We start from the raw sequence: 22,811 nt of genomic DNA, 5'->3' as shown, positions 1-22,811 counted from the left end.
TCTAATTTTTAGATTTTGGTATTAATTTGGCTTCAAAACTTTGCATTAAAATATAAAACTGAACACCAAACAACATACAAGCAATTACTAAGTGCAAAGGTTGTGATAAAAAGGGAAAATCTAGATAATACATCGCAATTCCTGTTATTATTTCTAAACCTATAAAAAACATCATCCAGTTAGTGAGTTTGAAACCTAATTTCCTTGTTTTATTTAACCACCAAATGCTTGCATTTACAAGAAATAGTAGAATTGAAAACGAACGATGCATATAAAAAATTAAGTCTGGATTTTCTAGCCATTTTGTTTTAGCTTCATAACCTAAAATACCAATTTGATCATCTACAAATTGCCTGACTTGTGTTCCCATTGCTATCTGAATTAAGCTAAGTATGGCCGCAAAAATCAATAAGTTCCTGAATGTGGATGTGCTTAATCTTGAACTATTTTCTTTCGAAGAAAGTTTTAATATATAAATAAGTAGTGCTACAATCAAGAGAGCTACAAGCATATGAATGGTAATTCTCACTGGTGACAGCACTGAATACACCACTGTAGCTCCCAGCCAAGCTTGAAATAATAATAAAATTAAACAAGCTATAGAAAGCAGTGTCAGTTTTTTGTTTCTTTTCCAAAGCCAAAATGAACTAACGGTCATTATTAATATGGCTAAACCTGCGACAGCACCCAGTAATCTATTGATGTATTCTATCCAGGTATGTAAGGCATTAAACTCAGCATAATCATGCTTTTCATAAGTTACCCAATGTGAATTTTCAAAGGCTTTAGAAGAGGTGAAAGCCTCTTTTGAAATTTTTAGAGCCTTATCCAATATGATAACCTGCCCTTTAAAGTAATCATGATTTGGCGCCCACTCTAATTGACTTTCTTCGGTAGGTGGAATGTAATATCCAAAACATTTAGGCCAGTCTGGGCATCCCATACCACTCCCAGTCATTCTTACAACAGCACCCGCAATAATAACGAGATAGACAATAATAATAGAGGCTTTTATTGATTTTCTAAACACGATTTAATTTTTTACAAATATAAATCTTATCCGCAAGGTGCACTATGAATTATGGGTTTTAGCTTTTATTTTGGCATGTTTTTCAGAAAATCTTAGGCCTGTTTAAAGCCACGTGCTTCTCCCTCTTTCAACATGTATTGAAAAGCAGCTTCATAGTCGTTTGGAATATCGCCATCTAAAATAGCTTCTTTTATTTTAGCTTTAATTTCTCCAACTTCACGACAAGGTTCTATCTGAAAAGTTTCCATGATTTCTTTTCCTGAAACAGGGGGTTGAAAATTACGTACTTTATCACGCTCTTCAACTTCTTGTATTCTATGTCTAACGACCTTAAAGTTATTGTGATATTTTTTGTAGCGTTTTGGATTTTTTGTAGTGATATCTGCTTCACATAGCATCATCAAATCGTCTAGATGATCTCCTGTGTCAAAAATAAGCCGTCTTACGGCAGAGTCCGTCACGTCATCATCTACAATAGCAATTGGCCTCGAACTTAGTAAAACTAATTTTTGAACTAATTTCATTTTATCATTAAGAGGGAGTTTAAGCCTTTTAAAGAGCTGATAAACCATTTTCGATCCTTTGAATTCATGCCCGTGAAATGTCCAGCCTATTTTCTTATGAAATCGCTTAGTAGGTGCTTTTCCAATATCATGAAGAAGTGCAGCCCATCTCAACCATACATCATTGGTTTCGAGTGAAATATTATCAACAACCTCTAGCGTATGCCAAAAGTTGTCTTTGTGTTTTTGACCATCGATTTCATCAATACCTTCTAAGTGAGTAAGTTCGGGAAGAATGCGTTGTAACAAATTGGTATCGTGAAGCAATTTAAAACCTACTGAAGGTTTTTCTGATTTCAGTATTTTGTTAAGTTCTGTGACAATGCGTTCTTTACTTACAATATCTATTCTTTCTGAATGATCTTTAATAGCCTGAATGGATTTTTGATCAATTTTAAAATGAAGTTGACTAGCAAACCGAATCGCTCGTATCATTCTTAGCGGATCGTCAGAAAAAGTAACTTCTGGATCTAAAGGAGTTTTGATAAGTTGAGTCTTCAAATCTTCCAAGCCTTTAAAAGGGTCTAGGAGTTTTCCGAAATCTTTTTTATTAAGTTGAAGTGCTAGTGCATTGATTGTGAAATCTCTTCGATTTTGATCATCTGCTAAAGTACCTTGTTCAACTTTGGGATTTCGGCTATCTTCAGTATAAGATTCTCTTCTAGCCCCAACAAATTCAACTTCAAGGTCAAAGATCTTAAGCATCGCGGTACCGTAGGTTTTAAAGACTTTAACAGGAGGTTTCCCAGGTAATTTTTCTGAAACCTTTTTAGCTAATTCTATGCCGCTGCCTACAGCGACAACATCTATATCTTCAGCTTTGCCTCTTTTTAAAAAAAAGTCTCTCACAAAGCCACCTATAACATAGGCTTCGACATTGATATCATCTGCCGCTTCTGAAAGAATATTAAATATTTTATGTTGTAAGGCGTCTTGGTAATAAGAATCGGGCATATTATTTACGAATCACTTCAACTTTACCATCAAGGTCTAATTTGATGATGGTTGAAGGTTTTTTATTTTTAGTTGACTGGTACAAATTTACGACATAGTCCACACCATTTAAAATTTCTGGTGAAATTTCAAAAAAGTTGGCAGGCGTAGGTTGTCCGCTTATATTGGCTGATGTTGAGACAATAGGCCGTTTATATTTGCGAATCAATTCTTTAGCAAAAATATCATCTACCACTCTAATGCCTAAGGTATCGTCGTCTGCAATAAGATTTGTGGATATACGTATGGGGTTCTGATAAATAATAGTCGTGGGCTTATCTGCATATTTTAGGATGTCATAAGCGACTTCTGGAATATCCTCGACGTATTGGTTTAGCATTTTAAAGTCTGGCACTAAACAAATTAAGGATTTAGTATTTGGTTGATTTTTTAGAGCATAAATTTTATCGATGGCTTCTGCATTTGTAGCATCACAGCCTATTCCCCAAACGGTATCTGTAGGATAAAGGATAAGTCCTCCGCGTTTTAAGATTTGTATGCATTCAAGTATGTATTCTTTTTGATCTTTCATAATATGGATAACCTTTAGGAATTTATTTTTCTACTACTGTTGCATATTGCACAAAGAAAATATCTGAAGCTGTAAAACATAAAAGTAAATTGTAAAGGTAAGGCTTTAAAGATTTTGTTTTATTGATTCCTTTATGTGAGATTATTTTAAACCCAAGAGTCTCATACATTCTTTTTATACTTTTTTTTGTAAAAAACCTTAAGTGTGTGTGATCCATTACTCCACTTTCTTGATACATCCACTCTTTTTTTAAGATAAGCATTTTTAAAGCGCTATGATATCTTATGTTTGGAATAGAACTTATAATTCTTCCTTTATCTGTTAATTTCTCTTTCATCTTGTTTAGAACCATGTAGGGATCTAATAAGTGTTCTAAGACATCATTGAAATAAATAACATCAAAATAATCATTTGGTAAATCATCAAGAAATTTTTCACATTCGCCAACGAAAACTTTATCTAAAATTTTTTTTGCTTCTTCTGCATGTGATGGCATGTATTCTATTCCCCAAGTTTCTGTCTTGTAAATGTCTTTAATTTGCTGGGCAAATATACCCTGACCACAACCAACGTCTAAAACAGTTTTCGCACTACTTGGAAAGAACTCCAACATTTCAGATCTTTTATTGATGTAGTATTTTCCTTTTTTATTGTGGTAATCCATGAATCTATTTTATATGATTATTATAATTGATAGTCATGAATCAATTATTTACTTAAAATCTCTAATATTTTATTCAAATTCGAAAACTAAAAGGTTAACCAAAGTTCCTTATTTTCACTCATAGCCTTATTTTTTTAGGAAAAAATTTGTGAATTATGTCTAGATAGGTAACATTTTAAGCAATTCCCTAACTAGTATTTATTGGGTAGAAAAGAATTTATTTAGGGCTTAAACTAATTAATTATTTTTAATTTTTGCTTGTTTTTTTTAGTTGGTTTTAGTCGAACTATTTAAATGAATCGGGCGAAGTAATTGTTTTAGTAAATAGATGTATTTTGATTTAACACTGGTTTTAATAGAATATTTACACACCAAGTAAAAGTGGATTAAGGCATAGGGCAAATTTCCATCATGTTTTTTTATGACATATAGTAAAGAGCGTTTTAATTCAGCTTTAATTTGAATTGATTTTGGAGTACTAGCCCCGTGATAATGTATACATTCTGCTCTAGGTTCGCAAATTGCATCTAAGTTAGATTTTTGCAAGCGCTTACATAAGTCGGTTTCTTCATGATACAAAAATATATTAGTATCAAAACCACCAACTTTTTTGAAGTTTTTACTGGTTAACATCATAAAACTACCTGAGACAAAATCACCTTTGGTGGGTTTATCTAATTTTAAGTTTCTGTCTTTGTATTCTTTTGGTTTTAAATATTTATAAATCTTTCTTCCAAACAGAACCTTGATTGGTGAAGCAAAAAAATCTAATGTTGGTAAAATCTTACCATCATTTTTATAAGTTGTGGGTGCGCAAACACCTATTTCAGAATTTGACTTTAAAGTGTTTGAAAGAATACTTAAACAATCATTTTTAAAAAGAACATCATTGTTTACAAAGGCCACAAATTGACTTTTAGTTTTATTGAAACCAAACATATTACCCCCACCAAAACCGCTATTTTCTGAATTTAGATATAAATGTAAATTGCTTAAGCTTAATGATTCACAGTGGCTTTTTAGGTTTAAGTAGTCGTCTGTTTCAGATTTATTATCCACAATTATAATTTCAAAGTCAATGTCTTTGCTTGTTTTTTTATAGATAGAATCAATGCATTGAATGGTATAATTAGACGAGTTGAAATTGATTAAGATAATTGAGATTTCTACCATTTTTAAACTTCTAAAAATTGATTTATACCAACTTCACAGCGTTTAATTTGAGCTTTAGTGGTTTCCTGTTCAATAGCCAAGTTAATGTCTATATGTGATTTTGATTGTTCTTTGTGATAAATGTGATAAGCGATTCCTGCAAATTTAAGTCTCTTTCCTTTAATTCCAATATTATGTAAGCGTTGAATCATCTCGGAGTCATCAATTCCCCATCCAACCAAATTTTCATTAAAACCATTTACCTTTATAAAATCGTCTCGCCAAAACGACATATTACAGCCCCTCAATTTTTGAGAGCGTTCAGTAATTGGCCTAAAAAATTGAGCTAAAAATGGTAAGTGAATCGTTCGGCCACGTTTTTTAATGCCTTTTGAAAAATAGTTAAACTGTGTTCGCTTATTAGTGAAAATTTCGGTTGAGTAATTTTCTTGAATGTTAGCACGAGAACCGTATAAATAAAAGCCCTTTTCTGCAAACTTCAAGTGATCTTTTATAAAGTGTCTGTGCATTATAATATCACCATCAATTTCAATAATATAGGGATATTTTGCCTTCGCGATGGCTTTATTCATAATTCTTGGCTTCCTATTTCCTTTGTCCTCGTGTCTAATGTGAATAAGAGGAACAGAGAGTTTTTCTTGATAATTCTTTATCAGCAATGATGTCTCAGTATTGGAACCATCATCAGCAATTATCACTTCATCTGGTAAATAAGACTGATACGTAAGACTTTTCAATAATAATTCCAGAGCATCTGGCCAATTATAAGTGGGAGTTATAAGACTGCATTTAGGAAATGGCTTCATGAATATTAGAATTATTAACCTACAAATGTAGTTAAGTTTTGTATCTGTTAAAATAAATTGCTTTAGAAATCTACATAAGACCCCCTATAGTTTTAAATTTGAAAATTAAATAGTATTCATGGACTCAGATTTTAATTCTAATTATGAACAACACAAAACAGCCTTAACTGCTTTGGTAACTTCTTTCGAAAGTATCGGTACTATTTTTGGTGACGGAGATAGAAATATAATAAAAACCGTAAATTTTGAGGGTAAAACATTGAATATTAAATCTTTTAAAGAACCCAATTTTATCAATCAGATTGCATACCAATACTTTAGAAAATCTAAAGCTAGACGTTCTTTTGAGTATGCAACCATTTTAAAAGAAAAAGAAATAGGTACTCCAGAGCCTATCGCTTTTTTTGAATTTAAAAATGGCTTTGGTTTTGGAAAGTCATTTTACATCAGTTTGCACCAATCTCCAGATCTTACCTATCGGGAACTTGTTCATGAACCCGATTTTCCAAATCATGAAGAAATTCTTAGAGCATTTACAAGGTTTTCTTTTGATTTACACGAAAAAAGAATTGAATTTCAGGACCATTCACCGGGGAATACGCTGATTTTCATCACAGATTCTGGATATGACTTTTCTCTTGTAGATCTTAACAGAATGCAGTTTAAAACTTTAAGTTTTAAGGAGCGCATGTATAACTTAAGACGGTTGACTCCCAAAAGAGAAATGATTGAAATAATGAGCGATGAATATGCAAAGCTCATAAAAAAATCCAATACTGAAGTATTTGAAATGATGTGGAATTTCACATCTGAGTTTCAAAGAAAATTCCACTTGAAACAAAAACGAAAGAAAAAAATTAAATCCCTATTCTGAAGTTTTTATAAGTTCTTTTAAGTAAGGATAACGTTTGTAAACACTCAGGGCATTTAAATAACAGATAATGATACCTTTTCTTCCATCTAAAACGCCAAGACGAATAATATAGCTGAACACAAACTTGTATACTGGTTTAATAATAAAATGATACGGGTTTGGCTCAACTCCCTTAAGAAAAAGTTCTCTAGCTTTTAAACTTGCATAGCTCAGCATTTTTTTCTTGTAAGAAGCGTAGTTTTCATATGAATAATGAATAAGATGATGCTGCAAATTTGCCACTTTACCATTTACTTCTAGAACTTCATGTACCAAGCGCCCCTCGGTATACATAGATTTACTTTTTTTAAATAATCTTATATTTTTGTCAGTTTGCCAACCACTGAAGTGTAGGGGTCGACTTTTGAACATGAATTTTCTATAAAAATAATAAGCATCTGCAGTTTCCTTAGATTGGACGGTCTCCAAGATTTCATGTTTTAAAACTTCTGGAATTCTTTCGTCGGCGTCCAAAAATAGTATCCATTCATGATTTGCTTTGCTAAGTGCAAAATTTCTTTGTTTTGTGAAATTCTCAAACTTATGTTTATGTACAATAACATTTTGATAAGCTTCTGCAATTTCTACGGTAGAGTCCTGAGAATTGGAGTCTACAACTATAATTTCATCTGCAAAATCTAGATTATCTATAACGTCAGCAATATTTTTTGCTTCATTAAGAGTAATGATAAGTGCCGAAATCTTGGACATAGATAAAAAAGAGGTTAGGTAGGTGTTAAAATGCAAATGTAAAATATTGTTCTATTTTAGGTATAATAAATAGCTGATTGATTTTATAAGTTTCAAAATAAATCATGATGTAGTCATTGAAAATATATTAAGAATATATTGAACTATATTAGAGATTTATATAAATCAAACCAGTGTCTTACCAAAAGGTCGTCATCAAAATTTTTACTGTATTTCAGTCCTTTGCTTATCATATCGCTACGTAGTTTTGGGTCACTTAACACATTTATAATGGCTTCTTTTATACTGTTTACATCAGAAGGCTCTACATATACGGAGTGTGGCCCACCGGCTTCTTCTAAACAACCCCCCTTAGAGGTTATTACTGGAGTCCCAGAGTATAATGCTTCGATAATAGGAATTCCGAAGCCTTCAAAAAATGATGGTAGGAGAAATACTTTTGCTAATTTGTAAATAATAGCTAAGGATGAGTCGTTGACATGGTTCAAAAAAATGACTTTTTTTTCCAAATTATTTTTTTGAATGTAGCTTTCAACTTCATTATAATATTTTGTTTTTCTACCTACTACAACCAAATGCGTATCAATATTTTTTATGGCTTGTACGATACTCAATAAATTTTTTCTTTTTTCAATAGTTCCTACGTAAAGAATAAAATCTTTTGGGAGATTATAGTTCAGTTTTACTGATTGAATTTCATTTTCATCAAAATCTAACTTAAAAATATCTCTACAACCTTGGTAAATTACTTTAATTTTCGATTCTGAAACTCCTAAATATTTGATTATATCTTTTTTTGTTTGCTCGCTAATGGCCACTACCAAATCTGCTTCATTTGCAGATCTTTTAAACTTATGATAATAAATAGTCCTATCTATAGGATTATATAAATCAGGAAATCTTAAGAAAATTAAATCATGAATAGTAAGGACTTTTGAAATTCCATCTGGAATATTTCGAGGAATTTCTCCAGATAACCCATGAAATAGGTCAAGATGATCATTTTTAAGTCTTTTAGAGACATTGTATGATCTCCACAATGGATGTAGCTTTTTGTTAATAAAGCCTTCTGGCCTTATCTCATGTATTTCATTACCAAACTCTAAAGGGATTTCAAACGAATTACTTGGTCTAGGATTATATAATATAAATTCATGTTGCGGATAATACTTCGCTAAATTATTGACCAAACTTCTTGCATAGTTGCCAAGACCAGTTGAATTGTGAAAATAGCGTTTAGCTTCGTATCCAATGATCATTTTTGTAAGTTTAATTTGCAGAAAAATTTTAGTTTATCATAAAATAATGATGGTTCAAATTTATCATAATTTTGAGCTTTAGTATCAAAATAATCATCAACATGAACAGAAATATTTTGTCTTCCATCCTCAAAAATATTCCAATCTTTTTTCTTAATGTTTGGTGAGAAAATTGTAAAAGTAGGAATTTCTATTGCTTTTGCTATATTGGTTGCACCACCCTCGTTACCAATCAAGGCTTTACAGTGTTTGGTTACACATATAAACTCTCTTAAATCACTCGAATAGAAATCTTGATGTATATTTTTTCTTGTTTTAGATTTGCAAAGATTTAATATATTTTGCACTTGATTTTTTTGGTTTGGGATGTAATTTAATAATAAGCTATACTCATCATCCAAATTGACTAAGAAATCAAGTAAACTAGCCATGTATTCGTAAGGGTATGTTTTACTATCTTCACTTCCCAAAATACTTATCATGATGAGTGTTTTCTTATAATTTATAGAATGGTTTAATAATCTCTGCTTTGCATTGTTCAATTCACTTTTGCCTAAGTAAATTTTAGGCTTATAAATATTGGTTTCTCCTAGTATTGGTTCAATTAATTGTAATCTATGCTCAATACCAAGTGTTGCATTAGTTTTTGGCTCGTCCAATCGTTTTATACTCGTTTTTACAAACAAATTTGAGTAAAATTTTTTAAAACTTATGCTATTTCTTGGATTTAAGAACATGACTAAGCTTAAAGTAGATAGCTTCGCGTAAGCATCGATTATAAGGTCAAAATTTTCTTTTTTAAAAATCGTATACCATTTTAGAACCCCTTTTATTCCTGTAAATTCTTCTTCTTTACAATGCCAAATTTTATCGATATTTGGGTTTTTATTTATGACAGATAGAGCATTAGAATAAACAAAATAATGCATTTCAGTATAATTCAGATTATCTCTAATTGCCTTAAATAGTACTGAAGTGGTTAAGACATCGCCTATTTTTTTATTTTGTATTATTAAAATTTTCATTTACCTGTAAGTTTGTTTTTAGTGATGATAATTACACCGCTACATCATATGTTCTCAAAGCATCGTTAAGGGACGTCTTTTTGTTTGTACTCTCTTTCCGTTTACCGATGATTAAGGCACAGGGAACATTGAATTCACCTGCTGGAAATATTTTGGTATAACTGCCAGGAATCACAACAGAGCGTGCTGGTATAACTCCCTTCGTTTCAACAGGTTTGTCTCCAGTTACATCTATAATTTTTGTGCTCATGGTCAATACCACATTGGCACCTAAAACGGCCTCTTTTTCTACCCTTACGCCTTCAACAACAATACAGCGGCTCCCTATAAAAGCACCGTCTTCTATTATTACCGGTGAGGCTTGAAGTGGTTCCAAAACTCCTCCAATTCCAACCCCTCCAGACAAATGCACATTTTTACCTATTTGAGCACAACTTCCTACAGTTGCCCACGTATCTACCATAGTCCCTTCATCTACATAAGCGCCTATGTTCACATAACTTGGCATCATAATGACACCTTTAGAAATATAAGCTCCATGCCTTGCAATAGCATTAGGTACTACGCGTATTCCTTTCTCTTTATATCCTGTTTTTAGTGGTATTTTATCATGATATTCAAAAATCCCGGCCTCCATAGTTTCCATTTTTTGAATTGGAAAATACAAGACCACCCCTTTTTTTACCCATTCGTTGACTTGCCAGCCTTCTGTAGTGGGTTCTGCACAACGTAATTCACCACTATCTAGTCTAGAGATAACAGTACGAATGGCCTCAATAGTTTCCTTTTCTTGAAGTAAGTCTCGATTGTCCCAAGCTTCTAGTATCTTCTGTTTTAAGTCTTCCATTATCGAATTTTTTTGCGAAGATAAGGTTTATGATTAAATCCAGATTCTTAGTGGATGCCTTATCTTTGTTGCATAATAGACAATATGAAAACTAAAGTTATTGCCTTAGATTTTGGTATGAAAAGAACAGGAATTGCCATTTCTGATGAAATGAAGATGATAGCCTCTGGTCTAAGAACCGTAGAGACTAGGAACTTAATGCAAGAGTTGAAAAAAATAATCGAAGAAGAGTCTGTAGATACACTAGTTGTAGGTCAACCTAAACACATTGATGGCAAACCCATGCAGTTGGAAAAAAATATTCTCTATTTTATAGAAGATGTGCAGGCATTATTCCCCTCTCTTGTGATTAAAAGGATAGACGAACGGTTTACTTCAAAAATGGCTTTTCAAACTATGATTGATTCTGGTTTGAAGAAGAAACAACGTCAAAATAAAGGCTTAGTCGACGAAATTAGCGCTACGATTATACTTCAAAATTATCTTCAGTATATATAATTTGTTGAAAACAAAAGATTATCCAAACCAAAAGAAATAAAACCTGTATTTTTGCAATCTTAAACTAAAGGGTGGACGCCCTCTCACGTAAAATTGAGATTATGATATTACCGATTGCAGCTTATGGCTCTCCTGTGCTAAAGAAAAAAGCAGAAGACATTTCGAAGGATCATCCAAAAATTGATGAGCTCTTAGAAAATATGTTTGAAACCATGTACAATGCAAGTGGAGTAGGACTAGCAGCCCCACAAATAGGTCTCTCTATTCGTTTGTTTATTGTAGATGCTAAGCCTTTTTCTGAGGATGAGTCTCTTAGTGAGCTTGAAAAAAATGAGTTAGAGGCTTTTAAGCGCGTGTTCATCAATCCACAGATTATCGAAGAAAACGGTATAGAATGGGATTTTAACGAAGGCTGTTTAAGTATTCCGGATGTACATGAAGACATATTCAGGAAGCCTGAGATCACGGTCGAGTATCTGGATGAAAATTTCACTCCTCAAAAGGAAAAGCTGTCGGGCCTAGCTGCCCGCGTGGTTCAACATGAATATGATCATATTGAGGGAGTTTTATTTACAGATAGGATTTCTAGCTTGAAGAAAAGACTCATAAAAAATAAATTGACCAATATCTCCAAGGGTAAAATAGAGGTTGGATATAGGATGAAATATCCACTAGCTAAAAAAATTAGATAGATCAGCTTATAAAGCTAAACAATTTGCATATTTGCCAGCCAAAATATAACGTATGAAATTAGACAAAGTATTATCTATATCCGGTAAACCCGGACTTTTTGAATTAAAAGCTCAAACCAGAGGTGGTTTTTTAGCAGAATCATTTATCGATGGTAAAAAAATTCCTGTGAGCATGAAAAATAATGTCAGCATTTTAAGTGAAATTGCCATTTACACCTACACGGAAGAAATACCCCTAAGGTTAGTTTTTCAAAAGATTTTTGACAAGGAAGAAGGGAAACAATCTATAGATCATAAATCTTCTAAAAAGGAATTGACTGATTATTTTAGTGAAATTCTTCCAGAATACGATGAGGAACGTGTTTATCCTTCAGATATTAAGAAAGTTTTGCAGTGGTATAATCTTTTGATATCTAAAGAAATCACAGATTTTTCAGAGCCAAAAGATGAAGGGCAAACAGCTGATGGACTAAAGATTGAAGACACAAAAGAAAAATAATTTCTACACTTATATCAATTCAACCCTCTATATTTTCATAATTAGAGGGTTTTTTGATTTCAATATGTATTTCAAAATAAAAATGATTAGGTGTCCGTTTACAGCCCTGAAATTGAGAATAATTCGCATGTTGGACTGATACTAAAATAGTTATATACCTAAGTTCTAAACTTTGTTAACTTTTATTTCTAGAAAGTATTTGCTCATCAAACTCTAGAGTTCCAAAATTAAATTGATTGTACAATGTGGCTTCAAGGAGTAGTGCTATGACGGTCAAAAAGAAATTTATCAGCTAAATGTTCTCATGTTATTAATGCTAAGTGTTGAGGTCGATGAACGCTTTTTGATCTGTTTTTTTATTTGCCCTAACTAAAATCAAAAGACCAATTACACTTAAAGCTAAGCCCACAAGGTTAAAAAGGGTGGTCTTCATTTCAGAGGTGCCTAATTTTAGACCAATACCCGTTCTGAAAATGAAAAGGGTTACGATCATGACTCCGATTCCTGTTTTTGAGTTATTCGTTTGTGTCAGTTTTGTCTTTTCTAAATTTACTTTTAAGACCAGAATAACTTCCGTATATTAATCGAACCGACTGAATTTCATGATAAATGGTAGGGATAACGATAAAACCATAGACATCAGTATAAATCCAATGATAGGAACTAACACAGGTTTGTCTTCGAAAACCATAAAACTAATAAAAATTGGTATCATTACGAGGAGTCCTCCTAAAACTCTGTTGGATAACTTATGTTCAAAAGTTGAATCGCAGTGGTTACATTTTATATCTTGATATGCAAACCAAAAGGATTTTAATAACTTAAAGTAGCTGAATTTTGTGTTGCACGTCTCACAGGTCATATATTTTCGTCTAATTTAGTTTTCCACCATTGTCTTAATTCAATTATTTTCGGTTCTCCAATATTTATTAACCCTTTCCCTGATTCTAATTTTTTAATTTCCGACTCTAATTTGTATTTACTACTTGGTGTTCCAACGAAATTACTAATCGCTTTATAGTCTTTATTCTGAACATTTAAACAAATTGGTAGTTTCACTTGTGATACAAAATCAAAGTCTTTGGTTTTATAATCCTCAACACCTTGAGAAAGCATTACAATAATTACTCCTTTTGATCTTAAAAGTCTCAATAGTTCTTCAAGCGCTTTACGTGCATTTTTATTTTTTAAATAGATGTGAGCTTCATCAATAACAATTACATAGCGTAAAGGGAAAATATTATCTTTCGGCTCACAATCGTTCGTTGAACTAAAATAAGAATTATAATACCTCAATAATAAAAACACAACTAACTGTCTTAATGTGTCAGATAGAGCTGGAGGAAGATTAATGTATAAACTTTTATCTAGAATATTAGGGTTTTTAGTATTACAATTGAAAACATTCGTAGATAAATCACGTACGATAGAATATAAAGTATCTAGTTTTATGTTATTTTCTTCGTAGTAGTTTTCTAATTCCTCAAACAATTCTAAAATTGTTGGATAACTACCATTTTTTCTGTCAAGCAAATTATTAATGAGAGTAATTAAAATATTTTCTTGGCTAACACCCATTTTAGGAACAAAAGTAGATACAGTATCAACAAAAGCCCGAATACTAAAGGGTTTTTGTCTTTCGTCAAGGTTTATAGATAAAAATGGATTAAACTCAATTCCTCCATCGTTCACAATATCGACAAATTTACATTGAGTAGCATCCAAAAAAGGTTTTAACTGCTCTGGATTCCCTTCTCCTTTATAGTCAAAAAAAATGAACTTTAGCTCATTGTTTGTGTTTTTTGAAATTTGATATAAAATATCTTTAATTAATTGTGTTTTACCAGAGCCTGCCATTCCAGCAATTGCAATATTTCTATTATCAAACTCTCTTAAATCATTAATTCTAATTTTAATATTTTCACCTTCTTCCGTTTTACCTAAATCAAAGGTTAATAGACTTTTGAATTCTTTGATATTTTTGTTACTAGATGAGCCATTTGTTTTGACAATTCTTTTTCTCAAATCAAGTCCGTTTTTAACAACTTTTAAAAGAATGTCAATGTGGTCACCTTTGGATATGTTAGCTTTTTCAATTTTAGTATTCCAAATATCTAAACCGTGGTTCAGATGAAGCTTAAATAATTTTATGAATTCATCTTCAAAAGTATTTCTACCATAATGTTGGTCAAGAACTGATTTAAAAATTATTGTATTCGAGACATTTCCTATAACATTTCCAAAAATAGCTTTATCATCTCGAAATTCTTTGCCGTCAGAGTTAGGAATAACATCTTTTTCAGCATCAAATATTTTACCTAATAACAAACTGTTTGAAAATGCAATTCTAGGAACTATACCCTCACTTTTAAAGTTGTATAATGTTTTTAGCTTGTATAACAACTCGTCATTTTCTTTACTTATTTTAATTCTCATAGCCTTGATAATAACCTGTTTTTAAATTAGTGTTTGCTCCATCATTAACTAGTAGATAAGACTTTGAAATATTATTTAATATATCTTTATAGCGTTTTGGAGTAATTTCACTATTAGTAGAAAATAAAACTACTTGTTGTGAAAGTGCTGGATAATATTTTTTAGTAATATTATCTCTATGCTCTTCGTCGAGTCTTCCAAGAGGTGTGTCAATAAAAATAGGTAAACTGTTAATTGACTCGTTTAATATTGCTTTTATTAAACAAGATATATATATCTGTTTTTCACCAGACGACAGACTCTCTTTCCTAATTTCGCTATCATCTTGATCTAACAATGTGATTTTCATCCCTTGTCCTGAGGCTAAAATAGTAACTTTTACATCCTCAATAAATTTACTAATGTTTTCATCGCTACCAAGTTTGTGCATCAATATTTTCAACTCACTTAAAATCAATTTTTCTAAAGTATCTTTATGTTTAGCTTTCTGTTTTTCAAGGAATGAGTTTAATACGTTGATATATTTCTGACTTTCTTTGATTTTAAGCTTGTTTTGAGCGTTTACATCAACTTTTTTAACCAATAAAGAAAGCTGTTGATTAAAACGAATAATATTATCTTTTAATCTTTCAGTTTTTTGCTTATTTCTACCAATCACATCTTTGAGTTGGTCACTTCTATATTCAGCGGTTTCCTTCTTTGAAGAATAATCTAAAATAAGTTCATCTTCTAAGTCAGCATCAACCTTGCTCAAAGCCTTATTTAGGTCAGAAAATTTATTTTTCACTTCATTAAATTCTTCAATCGTTTTCTCAAGTAAATCTTTTGATTGTGAACTAACAAGGTTTATAGAATCTGAAATTAAATTCTTTTCAGCATTATTAAGATCGTGTTCAAATTCTAGTTGCATATAATCTTCAGTGCTATTAAATAATTCTGAACCCAAATTCTGAGCTTTCTCGTAATAGAAAAGTTTATCTCTAAGGGATATACTAGAATTATCTGGTTCAGGCGGTTTGTTAAATAGAAGTTCAATAAAATTTTCTATTTTTTCAGAATTTTCTCTTGATGAAATTTGTGATAATTCATTTTTTTGTTGAATTTCAAGATGCTCATTAACTTCTTCAAGTTTTCCAGTCAGTATTGTTAATGGAATAATCTCACTTAATTCAGTAAATTTTTGAGAAAGTCCAAATTCTTTTTCTTTTAATTTTTCCATTTCTGTTATGATAGATTCTCTGTCAAAAGTCGAATTTCCCTGTTTGCTATGTTCAGATATTAGGTTGTTATATTGCCTTATTGTCTTTTTTAAGTCATCTATTTCTTTAAGTTTTTCTGCATTTTCTTCTTCAAGACCGTCTATATCTATGTTAGAAAGCTGAATAGCCTTTTCCTTATCTACAATTTGTTCTTGTAAATTTTTAGTAGCTCCTTCTTTTTTAAGAGAATTTATATAAAACTCGAAATCTTCAATCATTGTGTCGTAAATATCTAATCCTAAAACTTTACCTAAAGCATCATTAATGAAACCTCCTTCTTCTTTAATTGATAGATTGGCTATTTCAGAGATTTTTTCCGCATCAAAAAAGACAAATTTTGCAGCATCTATTGGAATAATATAATCATTTATAAAATTGATTTTATCAGTTTCATCATCAAAAACCTCAATATTTGAAATTGGATCTAAAATAGAAAGCTGCTCATCCATAGTACTAACGTTAAAATTTCTAGTAATTTTAACGCATCCCGAATTTGATTTGAATTGATTTAATTCAGGTAATTCAATTTCTGAAATTATTAGACTTACCGAAAAAGTATCTTTATTTTCTTTTTTTGCAGTCCAGTTAATGGACTGTTGCATAAAAGATGAATAGTTTTTTTCTTTTCTTATTTCTTGTTTAAAATTATCATCAACCTTTTCTATTAATTTGCCATACAAGCACCAAACTACTGAAATTAAAAAGTTTGTTTTACCATAACCATTTTTACCACCAATTAATATAATGTTTTGATCAGTACTAGTTGTCAGGTCTATTTTAACTTTATCATAATATTGCCTGAAATTATTTATTTCAACGTTTGAGAATTTCATTTTATTGCTTTATTTATAGTGTCGTCTATGGATTGCTGATGATAGTTTTTTTTCGAAAGTAATTTCTTTGTTTTAAGAGAGTCTAATAGTGCCTTAAGTGAGTCAAAATCGACACCATTATCATCGCATATTTTATTAAGCTCATGGAGTTGTGATAATTTAGTTTCTTTAATTTTCATATTTTATATTTTGATGAAGCTTTGCAACTTCGATAAATTTATTTTCTTCTTTACTATTAAGTTCGTTTGCATCAAAAAGTTTACGTTGTTTGTAAAGAAAGTGATATAAATTTTCTTCCCCATTTTTACTTACTGATGGTAGTCTATGGTTAGTTGAAACAAATGAAATTAGTTCTTCGTATTTTTCGTTTGAGTTCACTTTACGCTTACCATTTATACTTGGATGTTTTTTAAGTAAATTATTTAATTCTTCTTCTTTATCTTTATCAAGTTTACCTTTATTTAGTTTATTTTTTTGAACATTAAGCCAGCGGTACAACTTAATTTCTTTTGGAGGAACTCCAGTTGAACAGGGTTGCCTTTTTTGTATTGCTGTAAAATTATCAAGCATTTCAAATCTTTCTTGCCAAGTCTTTTTTTCAGGCTTTTTAACATCTGGTATTTTCATGAAATCAGCTTGATATTTTTTTGATTTTAATCCAATATTTGAACCTTTAAAAAAAACATATAAACCAGATTCATCAAGCTTTAAATTTTGTAAAATACTATTTTGATTAGATTTTGGTCGATATTTTAAAACGAATTCCGTTATATCTGAAATATGTTTTGGCGTGGGAGAAAGTGATAAATACTCTTTTACAATATTCCTTATTGTACCACCCTTGAAATTTACTAATTCATCTTCCCATTTTTTTAATCCGTGTACACTTTTTCTGCCAATAGAGATAAAGCCATTTCTGCGTTTCAAAGAAGATCTGATTTTTGCTTCTTCTGTTTCATAATTTGGATGAAGTTCTATGACCTTTTCAAAAATCACTTTAACTTTTGATGGCTTTCCTAATTCTTCAAGAGCCTCATATGTGTATTCGTGTACTTGCCTTGCAGTGTTTCTTTTAAATATTATATTTTCATATAAATCTAGATATAATTCAAATTCATCATTAATTATTTTTTCAGCAATTGGAAATATTAAGTTCAGGCTTTTAATCTGGTTGTCAGTTAAAAATTTTGACAAATAACTTTTAAAATTAAAAGTATATGTTTCTTCAATCTTATTATTTATTCTGCTTTCGATATCATTTAATAAAGCATTAAAATCAATTTCATAAACCAGTTCTTTTTTTATTATGTAGAAATTTATCCAATTATACCTGTTACTGGCATTAAAGTATTTTGGTTGAAATACATCTTCAACATTTCCAACTAAGGCAAAACTATTAGATAAATAGGCAAATAGTATATAAGTAATAAATTGTTTAGATAAATTAGTTTTATTTTTTGAGTTAATTATTTCAACTATATCCATATTTACATCCAAATGGTTTGAAGTAATATCTAGGTTGTATTTTTGGAACAAATCATCATTGAAGTTTTGTGTGAACAATAGCTTATTAAAAACCTCATCTAATAACCCTTTTTTTCTTTGCCTCACTCTTTCCGCTGAAAGCCCGACTTCTTTTGCTATTTCATCTAAAGTGAGCTCCTTTTGGTTTTTGTATATTTTAAATGATTTTTTAAATATTTCAGTTTGAATTTGATTAAAAAGAGCATTTACACTCACCAAATAATCTACAAATAAAAAAATTGATTCTGACTCAAGGATCTCAGTTGGTATATCTAAATTTAAATAAGTACGCTGTATTAAAAATCTATTCTTTAATGCAATTAAAAAATTTTCATCTTTTGTTTCAGATACCTCAACTAAAGAACCTTTAATTGAAGAAATATATTTGTCTAATTCAGGAACACATTTAGCCCCAACATTCTTTATTTTACTAACATTGAAATTATCAGAAAGTAACATTTTCTCAGCAAAATATTTAATCGTAAACTTACCTTTTAAGTACGATGATATTGCATTCCTGCTTCTCACTGATAAGCTTTTAGTATTCACAAGAATTAAGCTATTAATTACTTCTCTTTGAACTCTTGTCAGTCCTAAAATTATTTTAAAAATTGGTTTTTCTTTTTGGGTTTCAATTCCAAGCTCTTCAAGTTTTTCTTTTTGATGTTTGTTAAATATCCCAACTAATTCCTCATTTGACCTTCTCCCACAATTATGTAGATCATGAAAAGATTTATTTTGGTAGTAATATTTATTTAAATCCGAAATAGAATAAAGTTTGTTATTCTGACAAACATTATAAGATCGAATACTTATTTCTCCTTTTTTATAGATTTCTTCAATAGTCATTCTTTCAGTATATCGGTTCTCTATTTATGTTGCCTTAAAATTCAGTTTTTTAATTGGCTTATGCTTTTCATCAATTTCGTTTAAGTGTTAGAAAAAAGATCTTCTATCTCTTTTGAGTTAATTTTGTGGGCTGATAGAAACTAAAATGACTCGCCGCAAAAGAAGGTATGTTTTAATATTCGTTGACTTTTTTTCATGGAACACAACTATACATACAAGTATGAAAATACAGATTTACTGCAACCCTTACAAGACAAACGAATTCTTTTTAATTTTGCGTTTTATAATATGAACTCATATTTATAAAAAGATTTTCAAAATTAGTATCACCATTACTTTTTCCCAGTCTTACAATAATCAAGTTGGTTTTGGGGTCTACGTAGATATACTGGCCTAGAATTCCTTCGGCCATAAAGTCACCGGTTTTGGTAGGGATCCACCACTGGTATTGGTACTCCCAAGAACTCCCGTTGGTCGTATCAATCGCTGTAGAGCGCTCTACCCATGCTTTAGACACAATCTGTTGTCCGTTCCAGTTTCCTTTGTTGAGGTAGAGTCGGCCCAGCTTGGCAAAATCACGTGCTCTGGCATTTAGGCAACAAAAGGTTTTCTCCAGTCCGTTTTTCTTTTTATCTATGCTCCAGCTAGCATCATATTCCATTTGGAGAGGTTTCCACAATTTCTCTTCCAGATACGAAGAGATGGTCTGGCCGTTGAGAGCTCGTTCCAAAACCAAGCCTAGCAATTGTGCTTCGCCGCTAGTATAGCTAAACCCAACTCCTGGAGGATTCTCAAGTTCTAACTTTTCCACAGCTTTCCTAAGGCGTCTCCCATAATAAAAGGTAGCCACCGTCCCAAAGGGATTGTAGTAGCCTTCGTTAAACTTTAGCCCAGAGGTCATTTGGAGCAGATGCTCAAGACTTACCTCGTTAAATCCATTGTCTTTCAGCTCCGGAATATAGTTGGTTACCGGTTCGTTTACAGAAGTGATAAGTCCTTCGTCTATCGCAATGCCTATAAGGATAGAGGTTACCGATTTGGCCATAGAAAATGATGGTACAATAGAAGAGCGGTTATAGTCATACCAATAGTTTTCATATAGAAGGGTGTCGTTTCTAATCACTAAAAACGCGACGGTTTCGTTATCTTCTAGATAGGTTTTAAAACTGGTCTTCTCTTTTCTAACCGTAACAGAATCTGGTATTTTGGAAACTTTGGCCTCTGTAAATTGGAAGCTGATGGAATCTTTTTCTATAGATCTTGACGGAAATTTTTTATGGTCGTTGATATCTGCAAAATTATAAACGATAAACCGTCCAACTTTACAGGAGGATAAACTTTGTAGAAGGACTATATAAATGATGAGTTTGTAAGATAGGTTGAGTTTCAATAGAAAAAAGATTATGGGTTTTTACGGCAGTTTTCTCAATTTTCAATATACTTAAATAGACGATCGGTAGCGTCTTCAGTAAAAACATCTTTAAAGTTTAGCATAATACTCAATGGATCCATATGTAATAAAAACCGAGTGGCATTATCATCGATAGGAATAAGTGGGTTAAAAAGGCAGCCTTGGAGAATAGGTTGAAAGTGCACCAACTCTTTATCGTAAATCTGCTCCAGATTATGCTGTACCAAACGTTCCGGTTCGTTATCGAGTATTTTCTCTAGAAAAACGTCTTTAGACGTTTGGAAGAGCCCTACATAAATGAGTTTGGGGTTAATGCTGTTGGGATACTTTTTCTTTAATATTTCTAGAAGATTCAGTCGTTTCATAATCAAAAGCTTAAAATAGGTTAAGGTTAAAAAATTGATTAAATTCAAAAACACCCTGATATAGAGTTACCAAGATTAGGGATGAAAAAGTAACAAAAAGCGTTTTCTAACAATCAAAATTAGTATATTATAAAATATTCCATAAAAATAGGGATAATATTAAGATTATACAATACTTATTATTAAGTAGGTTTTGACTTAAATAATTGAATTGAAACCAATTGAATCCTAAAATTGTGCTATTTTTAGGGCCCAAACATCATTTTTAAAATTTATTCATGTGCCAGTTTAAGTTTAATTCACTTCCTATTATTATCCTTTTTATTTTAAGTCTAAGCGCTTGTAAACATAATTCTGCTCCAGAATTTGAGGCTTGGGTACCTTATGATGAAACGGGTTTAATAGACTCTAGTGCCGACAGCGCATCGGAGCGTTTGCGCTATCAACTTATACAGTCTAAAGTTTCCGATCGGAATGCAATTTTAGAAACCATCAGCTCTCAACTTAATGGCTTTTCTAAAGATCAGTACGTTAAGCTTATGCCTTACATCTTAGACCAAGACATTACTTCAATTCAAAATCATATTGAAGAGGGAACTCTTACTTATAAGAGTTTAACGCAATGGTATCTATTCCGGATTGCAGATACCGAGACTAACAAAGACTTGGCGCTTAATGCGATTATCTCCATCAATCCCAAGGTGGTGGCTCAAGCGGAAGATCTAGATGCGCTTCAAGCCAAAGAGAAACATCCTATCTATGGGATGCCCATCTTATTGAAGGATAATATCAATACCAAAAATATGATCACTACAGCTGGTGCAATGGCCTTAATGAATAACCAAACCAAAACCGATGCAGAGATTGTCACCAATTTAAAATCTCATGGCGCTCTTATTTTGGGAAAAGCCAACCTAAGTGAGTGGGCCAATTTCCTTTGCGATGGCTGTCCAAACGGATATAGTGCTGTCGGTGGCCAGACCTTAAATCCATACGGACTTAGGATCTTTGATACCGGAGGATCTAGCTCTGGAAGTGCGGTGAGTGTTGCTGCCAACTATGCAGTAGCTGCTATAGGGACAGAAACATCGGGTTCCATTCTTTCACCCTCAAGTCAGCAATCGTCTGTAGGCCTAAAACCTACCGTTGGTGTCTTGAGTCAGGAAGGGATTGTGCCCATCTCGAGTACATTGGACACTCCTGGACCTATAACCAAAACCATAAGGGATAATTCTATTGTGTTTTCAGCAATGGCCTTCGCAAAATCAGGCGCTTCTGTGCCCTGGGAGATAGATATTAGAGCAGACTTAAAGAACTTAAGATTTGGCGTGTATACCAGTTATCTTGAAGATTCCTTATACCTCAGAGCCCTTGAAGATCTCAAGACATTAGGTGCTGAACTTATTGAAATCGACCCCAAGCCTATGGATTTTGAAGGCTTTACTCAACTATTGAGTGGAGATATGAAAATAGATCTTGTCAACTATTTAAAAGCCTATACGTCTGAAAATGTTACTGTAAAATCTACAGCTGAGGTAATTCAATTTAACCTAGAAGATAATTTAGTTAGAATCCCTTACGGGCAAGCTAGGTTTGAAGGGATCGAAGATTTAAACTTATCTGATGAGGAGCTTCAAAACATAAGAGACCAACTCTATAAAGCTGGTGTTGCTTATTTTGAGGCCCCAATGTTGGTGAATAGGTTAGATGCGATTCTATCGATCAATAATTATAATGCAGGTCAAGCTGCTGTAGCAAAATATCCCGGACTTACCATACCTATGGGCTACACGTCTGAAGGAGAGCCTAAAGGTCTTACCTTTATAGCACAACCTTATAAAGAGTCCGATTTGTTTAGTTATGCAAAACTCTTTGAGCAAAATACCAACTATCGGGTATCCCCTAAAAAATATTCCAACTAAATCTATA

At 31.9% G+C, this 22,811-nt stretch carries 23 protein-coding genes; 5 read left to right on the top strand and 18 right to left on the bottom strand.

All coding sequences use genetic code 11. The annotated features are described in order from the left end of the window. Position 1: 1 nt before the first annotated feature. The 6 genes from P700755_RS02975 to P700755_RS02950 form a co-directional block, all read right to left on the bottom strand. Complete coding sequence (locus P700755_RS02975) at positions 2–1,030, bottom strand: COX15/CtaA family protein (RefSeq protein ID WP_015023279.1); 1,029 nt, start codon at positions 1,028–1,030, stop codon at positions 2–4. 92 nt (positions 1,031–1,122) lie between these two features. Beyond that, positions 1,123–2,547, bottom strand: a complete 1,425-nt coding sequence (locus tag P700755_RS02970; RefSeq protein WP_015023278.1) for a CCA tRNA nucleotidyltransferase — start codon at positions 2,545–2,547, stop codon at positions 1,123–1,125. A 1-nt stretch (position 2,548) separates the two neighbouring features. After that, positions 2,549–3,118, bottom strand: a complete 570-nt coding sequence (locus tag P700755_RS02965; protein ID WP_015023277.1) for an L-threonylcarbamoyladenylate synthase — start codon at positions 3,116–3,118, stop codon at positions 2,549–2,551. A gap of 22 nt (positions 3,119–3,140) precedes the next feature. Then, positions 3,141–3,782 carry a class I SAM-dependent methyltransferase gene (locus P700755_RS02960; RefSeq protein WP_015023276.1) on the bottom strand — a complete coding sequence of 214 codons (642 nt, stop codon included), beginning with the start codon at positions 3,780–3,782 and terminating at the stop codon, positions 3,141–3,143. 267 nt (positions 3,783–4,049) lie between these two features. Continuing rightward, positions 4,050–4,955, bottom strand: coding sequence for a glycosyltransferase (locus P700755_RS02955; RefSeq protein ID WP_015023275.1), 906 nt, complete (start codon positions 4,953–4,955; stop codon positions 4,050–4,052). 2 nt (positions 4,956–4,957) lie between these two features. Beyond that, positions 4,958–5,761: a glycosyltransferase family 2 protein gene (locus P700755_RS02950; protein ID WP_015023274.1), complete on the bottom strand. Its 804-nt coding sequence runs from the start codon at positions 5,759–5,761 to the stop codon at positions 4,958–4,960. 118 nt (positions 5,762–5,879) lie between these two features. On the opposite strand from P700755_RS02950, the gene P700755_RS02945 reads away from it, so the two are divergent. Then, complete coding sequence (locus P700755_RS02945; protein WP_015023273.1) at positions 5,880–6,635, top strand: lipopolysaccharide kinase InaA family protein; 756 nt, start codon at positions 5,880–5,882, stop codon at positions 6,633–6,635. On the opposite strand, the gene P700755_RS02940 is transcribed toward P700755_RS02945, so the two are convergent. The 4 genes from P700755_RS02940 to P700755_RS02925 form a co-directional block, all read right to left on the bottom strand. Continuing rightward, positions 6,627–7,385 carry a glycosyltransferase family 2 protein gene (locus P700755_RS02940; RefSeq protein WP_015023272.1) on the bottom strand — a complete coding sequence of 253 codons (759 nt, stop codon included), beginning with the start codon at positions 7,383–7,385 and terminating at the stop codon, positions 6,627–6,629. The two genes, P700755_RS02945 and P700755_RS02940, sit on opposite strands and share 9 nt — an antisense overlap. A 143-nt stretch (positions 7,386–7,528) precedes the next feature. Next, complete coding sequence (locus P700755_RS02935; protein WP_015023271.1) at positions 7,529–8,644, bottom strand: glycosyltransferase family 4 protein; 1,116 nt, start codon at positions 8,642–8,644, stop codon at positions 7,529–7,531. Then, positions 8,641–9,669, bottom strand: a complete 1,029-nt coding sequence (locus P700755_RS02930; protein WP_015023270.1) for a glycosyltransferase family 9 protein — start codon at positions 9,667–9,669, stop codon at positions 8,641–8,643. Before P700755_RS02930 ends, P700755_RS02935 begins: the two co-directional genes overlap by 4 nt. Positions 9,670–9,700: 31 nt before the next feature. After that, the gene (locus tag P700755_RS02925) at positions 9,701–10,516 is read right to left on the bottom strand and encodes a 2,3,4,5-tetrahydropyridine-2,6-dicarboxylate N-succinyltransferase (RefSeq protein WP_015023269.1); all 816 of its coding nucleotides are present in this window, start codon (positions 10,514–10,516) and stop codon (positions 9,701–9,703) included. Positions 10,517–10,600: 84 nt separating this feature from the next. Here P700755_RS02925 and ruvX point away from each other — a divergent pair, with 84 nt between their 5' ends. The 3 genes from ruvX to P700755_RS02910 all read left to right on the top strand — a co-directional run bounded on the left by ruvX (position 10,601) and on the right by P700755_RS02910 (position 12,205). Then, the gene (ruvX, locus tag P700755_RS02920; RefSeq protein WP_015023268.1) at positions 10,601–11,014 is read left to right on the top strand and encodes a Holliday junction resolvase RuvX; all 414 of its coding nucleotides are present in this window, start codon (positions 10,601–10,603) and stop codon (positions 11,012–11,014) included. A gap of 101 nt (positions 11,015–11,115) precedes the next feature. Further along, positions 11,116–11,706: a peptide deformylase gene (gene def / locus P700755_RS02915; RefSeq protein ID WP_015023267.1), complete on the top strand. Its 591-nt coding sequence runs from the start codon at positions 11,116–11,118 to the stop codon at positions 11,704–11,706. Between the two features lie 52 nt (positions 11,707–11,758). Then, a complete protein-coding gene (locus tag P700755_RS02910; RefSeq protein ID WP_015023266.1) occupies positions 11,759–12,205 on the top strand; it encodes a DUF5606 family protein in 447 nt (148 codons plus the stop codon). Positions 12,206–12,521: 316 nt separating this feature from the next. On the opposite strand, the gene P700755_RS20240 is transcribed toward P700755_RS02910, so the two are convergent. From P700755_RS20240 to P700755_RS02880, 8 genes are all read right to left on the bottom strand, one after another. Beyond that, on the bottom strand, positions 12,522–12,698 hold the full coding sequence (locus P700755_RS20240; RefSeq protein ID WP_015023265.1) for a hypothetical protein: 177 nt from the start codon (positions 12,696–12,698) through the stop codon (positions 12,522–12,524). An 87-nt stretch (positions 12,699–12,785) separates the two neighbouring features. Then, a complete protein-coding gene (locus P700755_RS18990; protein ID WP_015023264.1) occupies positions 12,786–13,067 on the bottom strand; it encodes a TIGR04104 family putative zinc finger protein in 282 nt (93 codons plus the stop codon). Beyond that, a complete protein-coding gene (locus P700755_RS02905) occupies positions 13,064–14,641 on the bottom strand; it encodes a DndE family protein (RefSeq protein WP_015023263.1) in 1,578 nt (525 codons plus the stop codon). The genes P700755_RS18990 and P700755_RS02905 overlap by 4 nt, the downstream gene beginning before the upstream one ends. Then, on the bottom strand, positions 14,631–16,733 hold the full coding sequence (gene dndD, locus P700755_RS02900; RefSeq protein WP_015023262.1) for a DNA sulfur modification protein DndD: 2,103 nt from the start codon (positions 16,731–16,733) through the stop codon (positions 14,631–14,633). Before dndD ends, P700755_RS02905 begins: the two co-directional genes overlap by 11 nt. Then, positions 16,730–16,912, bottom strand: a complete 183-nt coding sequence (locus P700755_RS02895; protein WP_015023261.1) for a DNA modification system-associated small protein — start codon at positions 16,910–16,912, stop codon at positions 16,730–16,732. The genes dndD and P700755_RS02895 overlap by 4 nt, the downstream gene beginning before the upstream one ends. Further along, entirely contained in the window at positions 16,902–19,106 is a 2,205-nt protein-coding gene (locus P700755_RS02890; RefSeq protein WP_015023260.1) for a sigma factor-like helix-turn-helix DNA-binding protein, read from the bottom strand. The genes P700755_RS02895 and P700755_RS02890 overlap by 11 nt, the downstream gene beginning before the upstream one ends. Positions 19,107–19,374: 268 nt before the next feature. Continuing rightward, positions 19,375–20,496 carry a serine hydrolase domain-containing protein gene (locus P700755_RS02885; RefSeq protein ID WP_015023259.1) on the bottom strand — a complete coding sequence of 374 codons (1,122 nt, stop codon included), beginning with the start codon at positions 20,494–20,496 and terminating at the stop codon, positions 19,375–19,377. 35 nt (positions 20,497–20,531) lie between these two features. Continuing rightward, positions 20,532–20,882, bottom strand: coding sequence for a hypothetical protein (locus P700755_RS02880; protein ID WP_015023258.1), 351 nt, complete (start codon positions 20,880–20,882; stop codon positions 20,532–20,534). A 278-nt stretch (positions 20,883–21,160) separates the two neighbouring features. Here P700755_RS02880 and P700755_RS02875 point away from each other — a divergent pair, with 278 nt between their 5' ends. Further along, entirely contained in the window at positions 21,161–22,804 is a 1,644-nt protein-coding gene (locus P700755_RS02875; protein WP_015023257.1) for an amidase family protein, read from the top strand. Positions 22,805–22,811 lie beyond the last annotated feature (7 nt).

The sequence above is a fragment of the Psychroflexus torquis ATCC 700755 genome, assembly GCF_000153485.2.
Classification (GTDB): Bacteria; Bacteroidota; Bacteroidia; order Flavobacteriales; family Flavobacteriaceae; genus Psychroflexus; species Psychroflexus torquis.
Note: the sequence above shows the minus strand (reverse complement) of the source record. Positions and strands in the feature narration are given on the sequence as shown.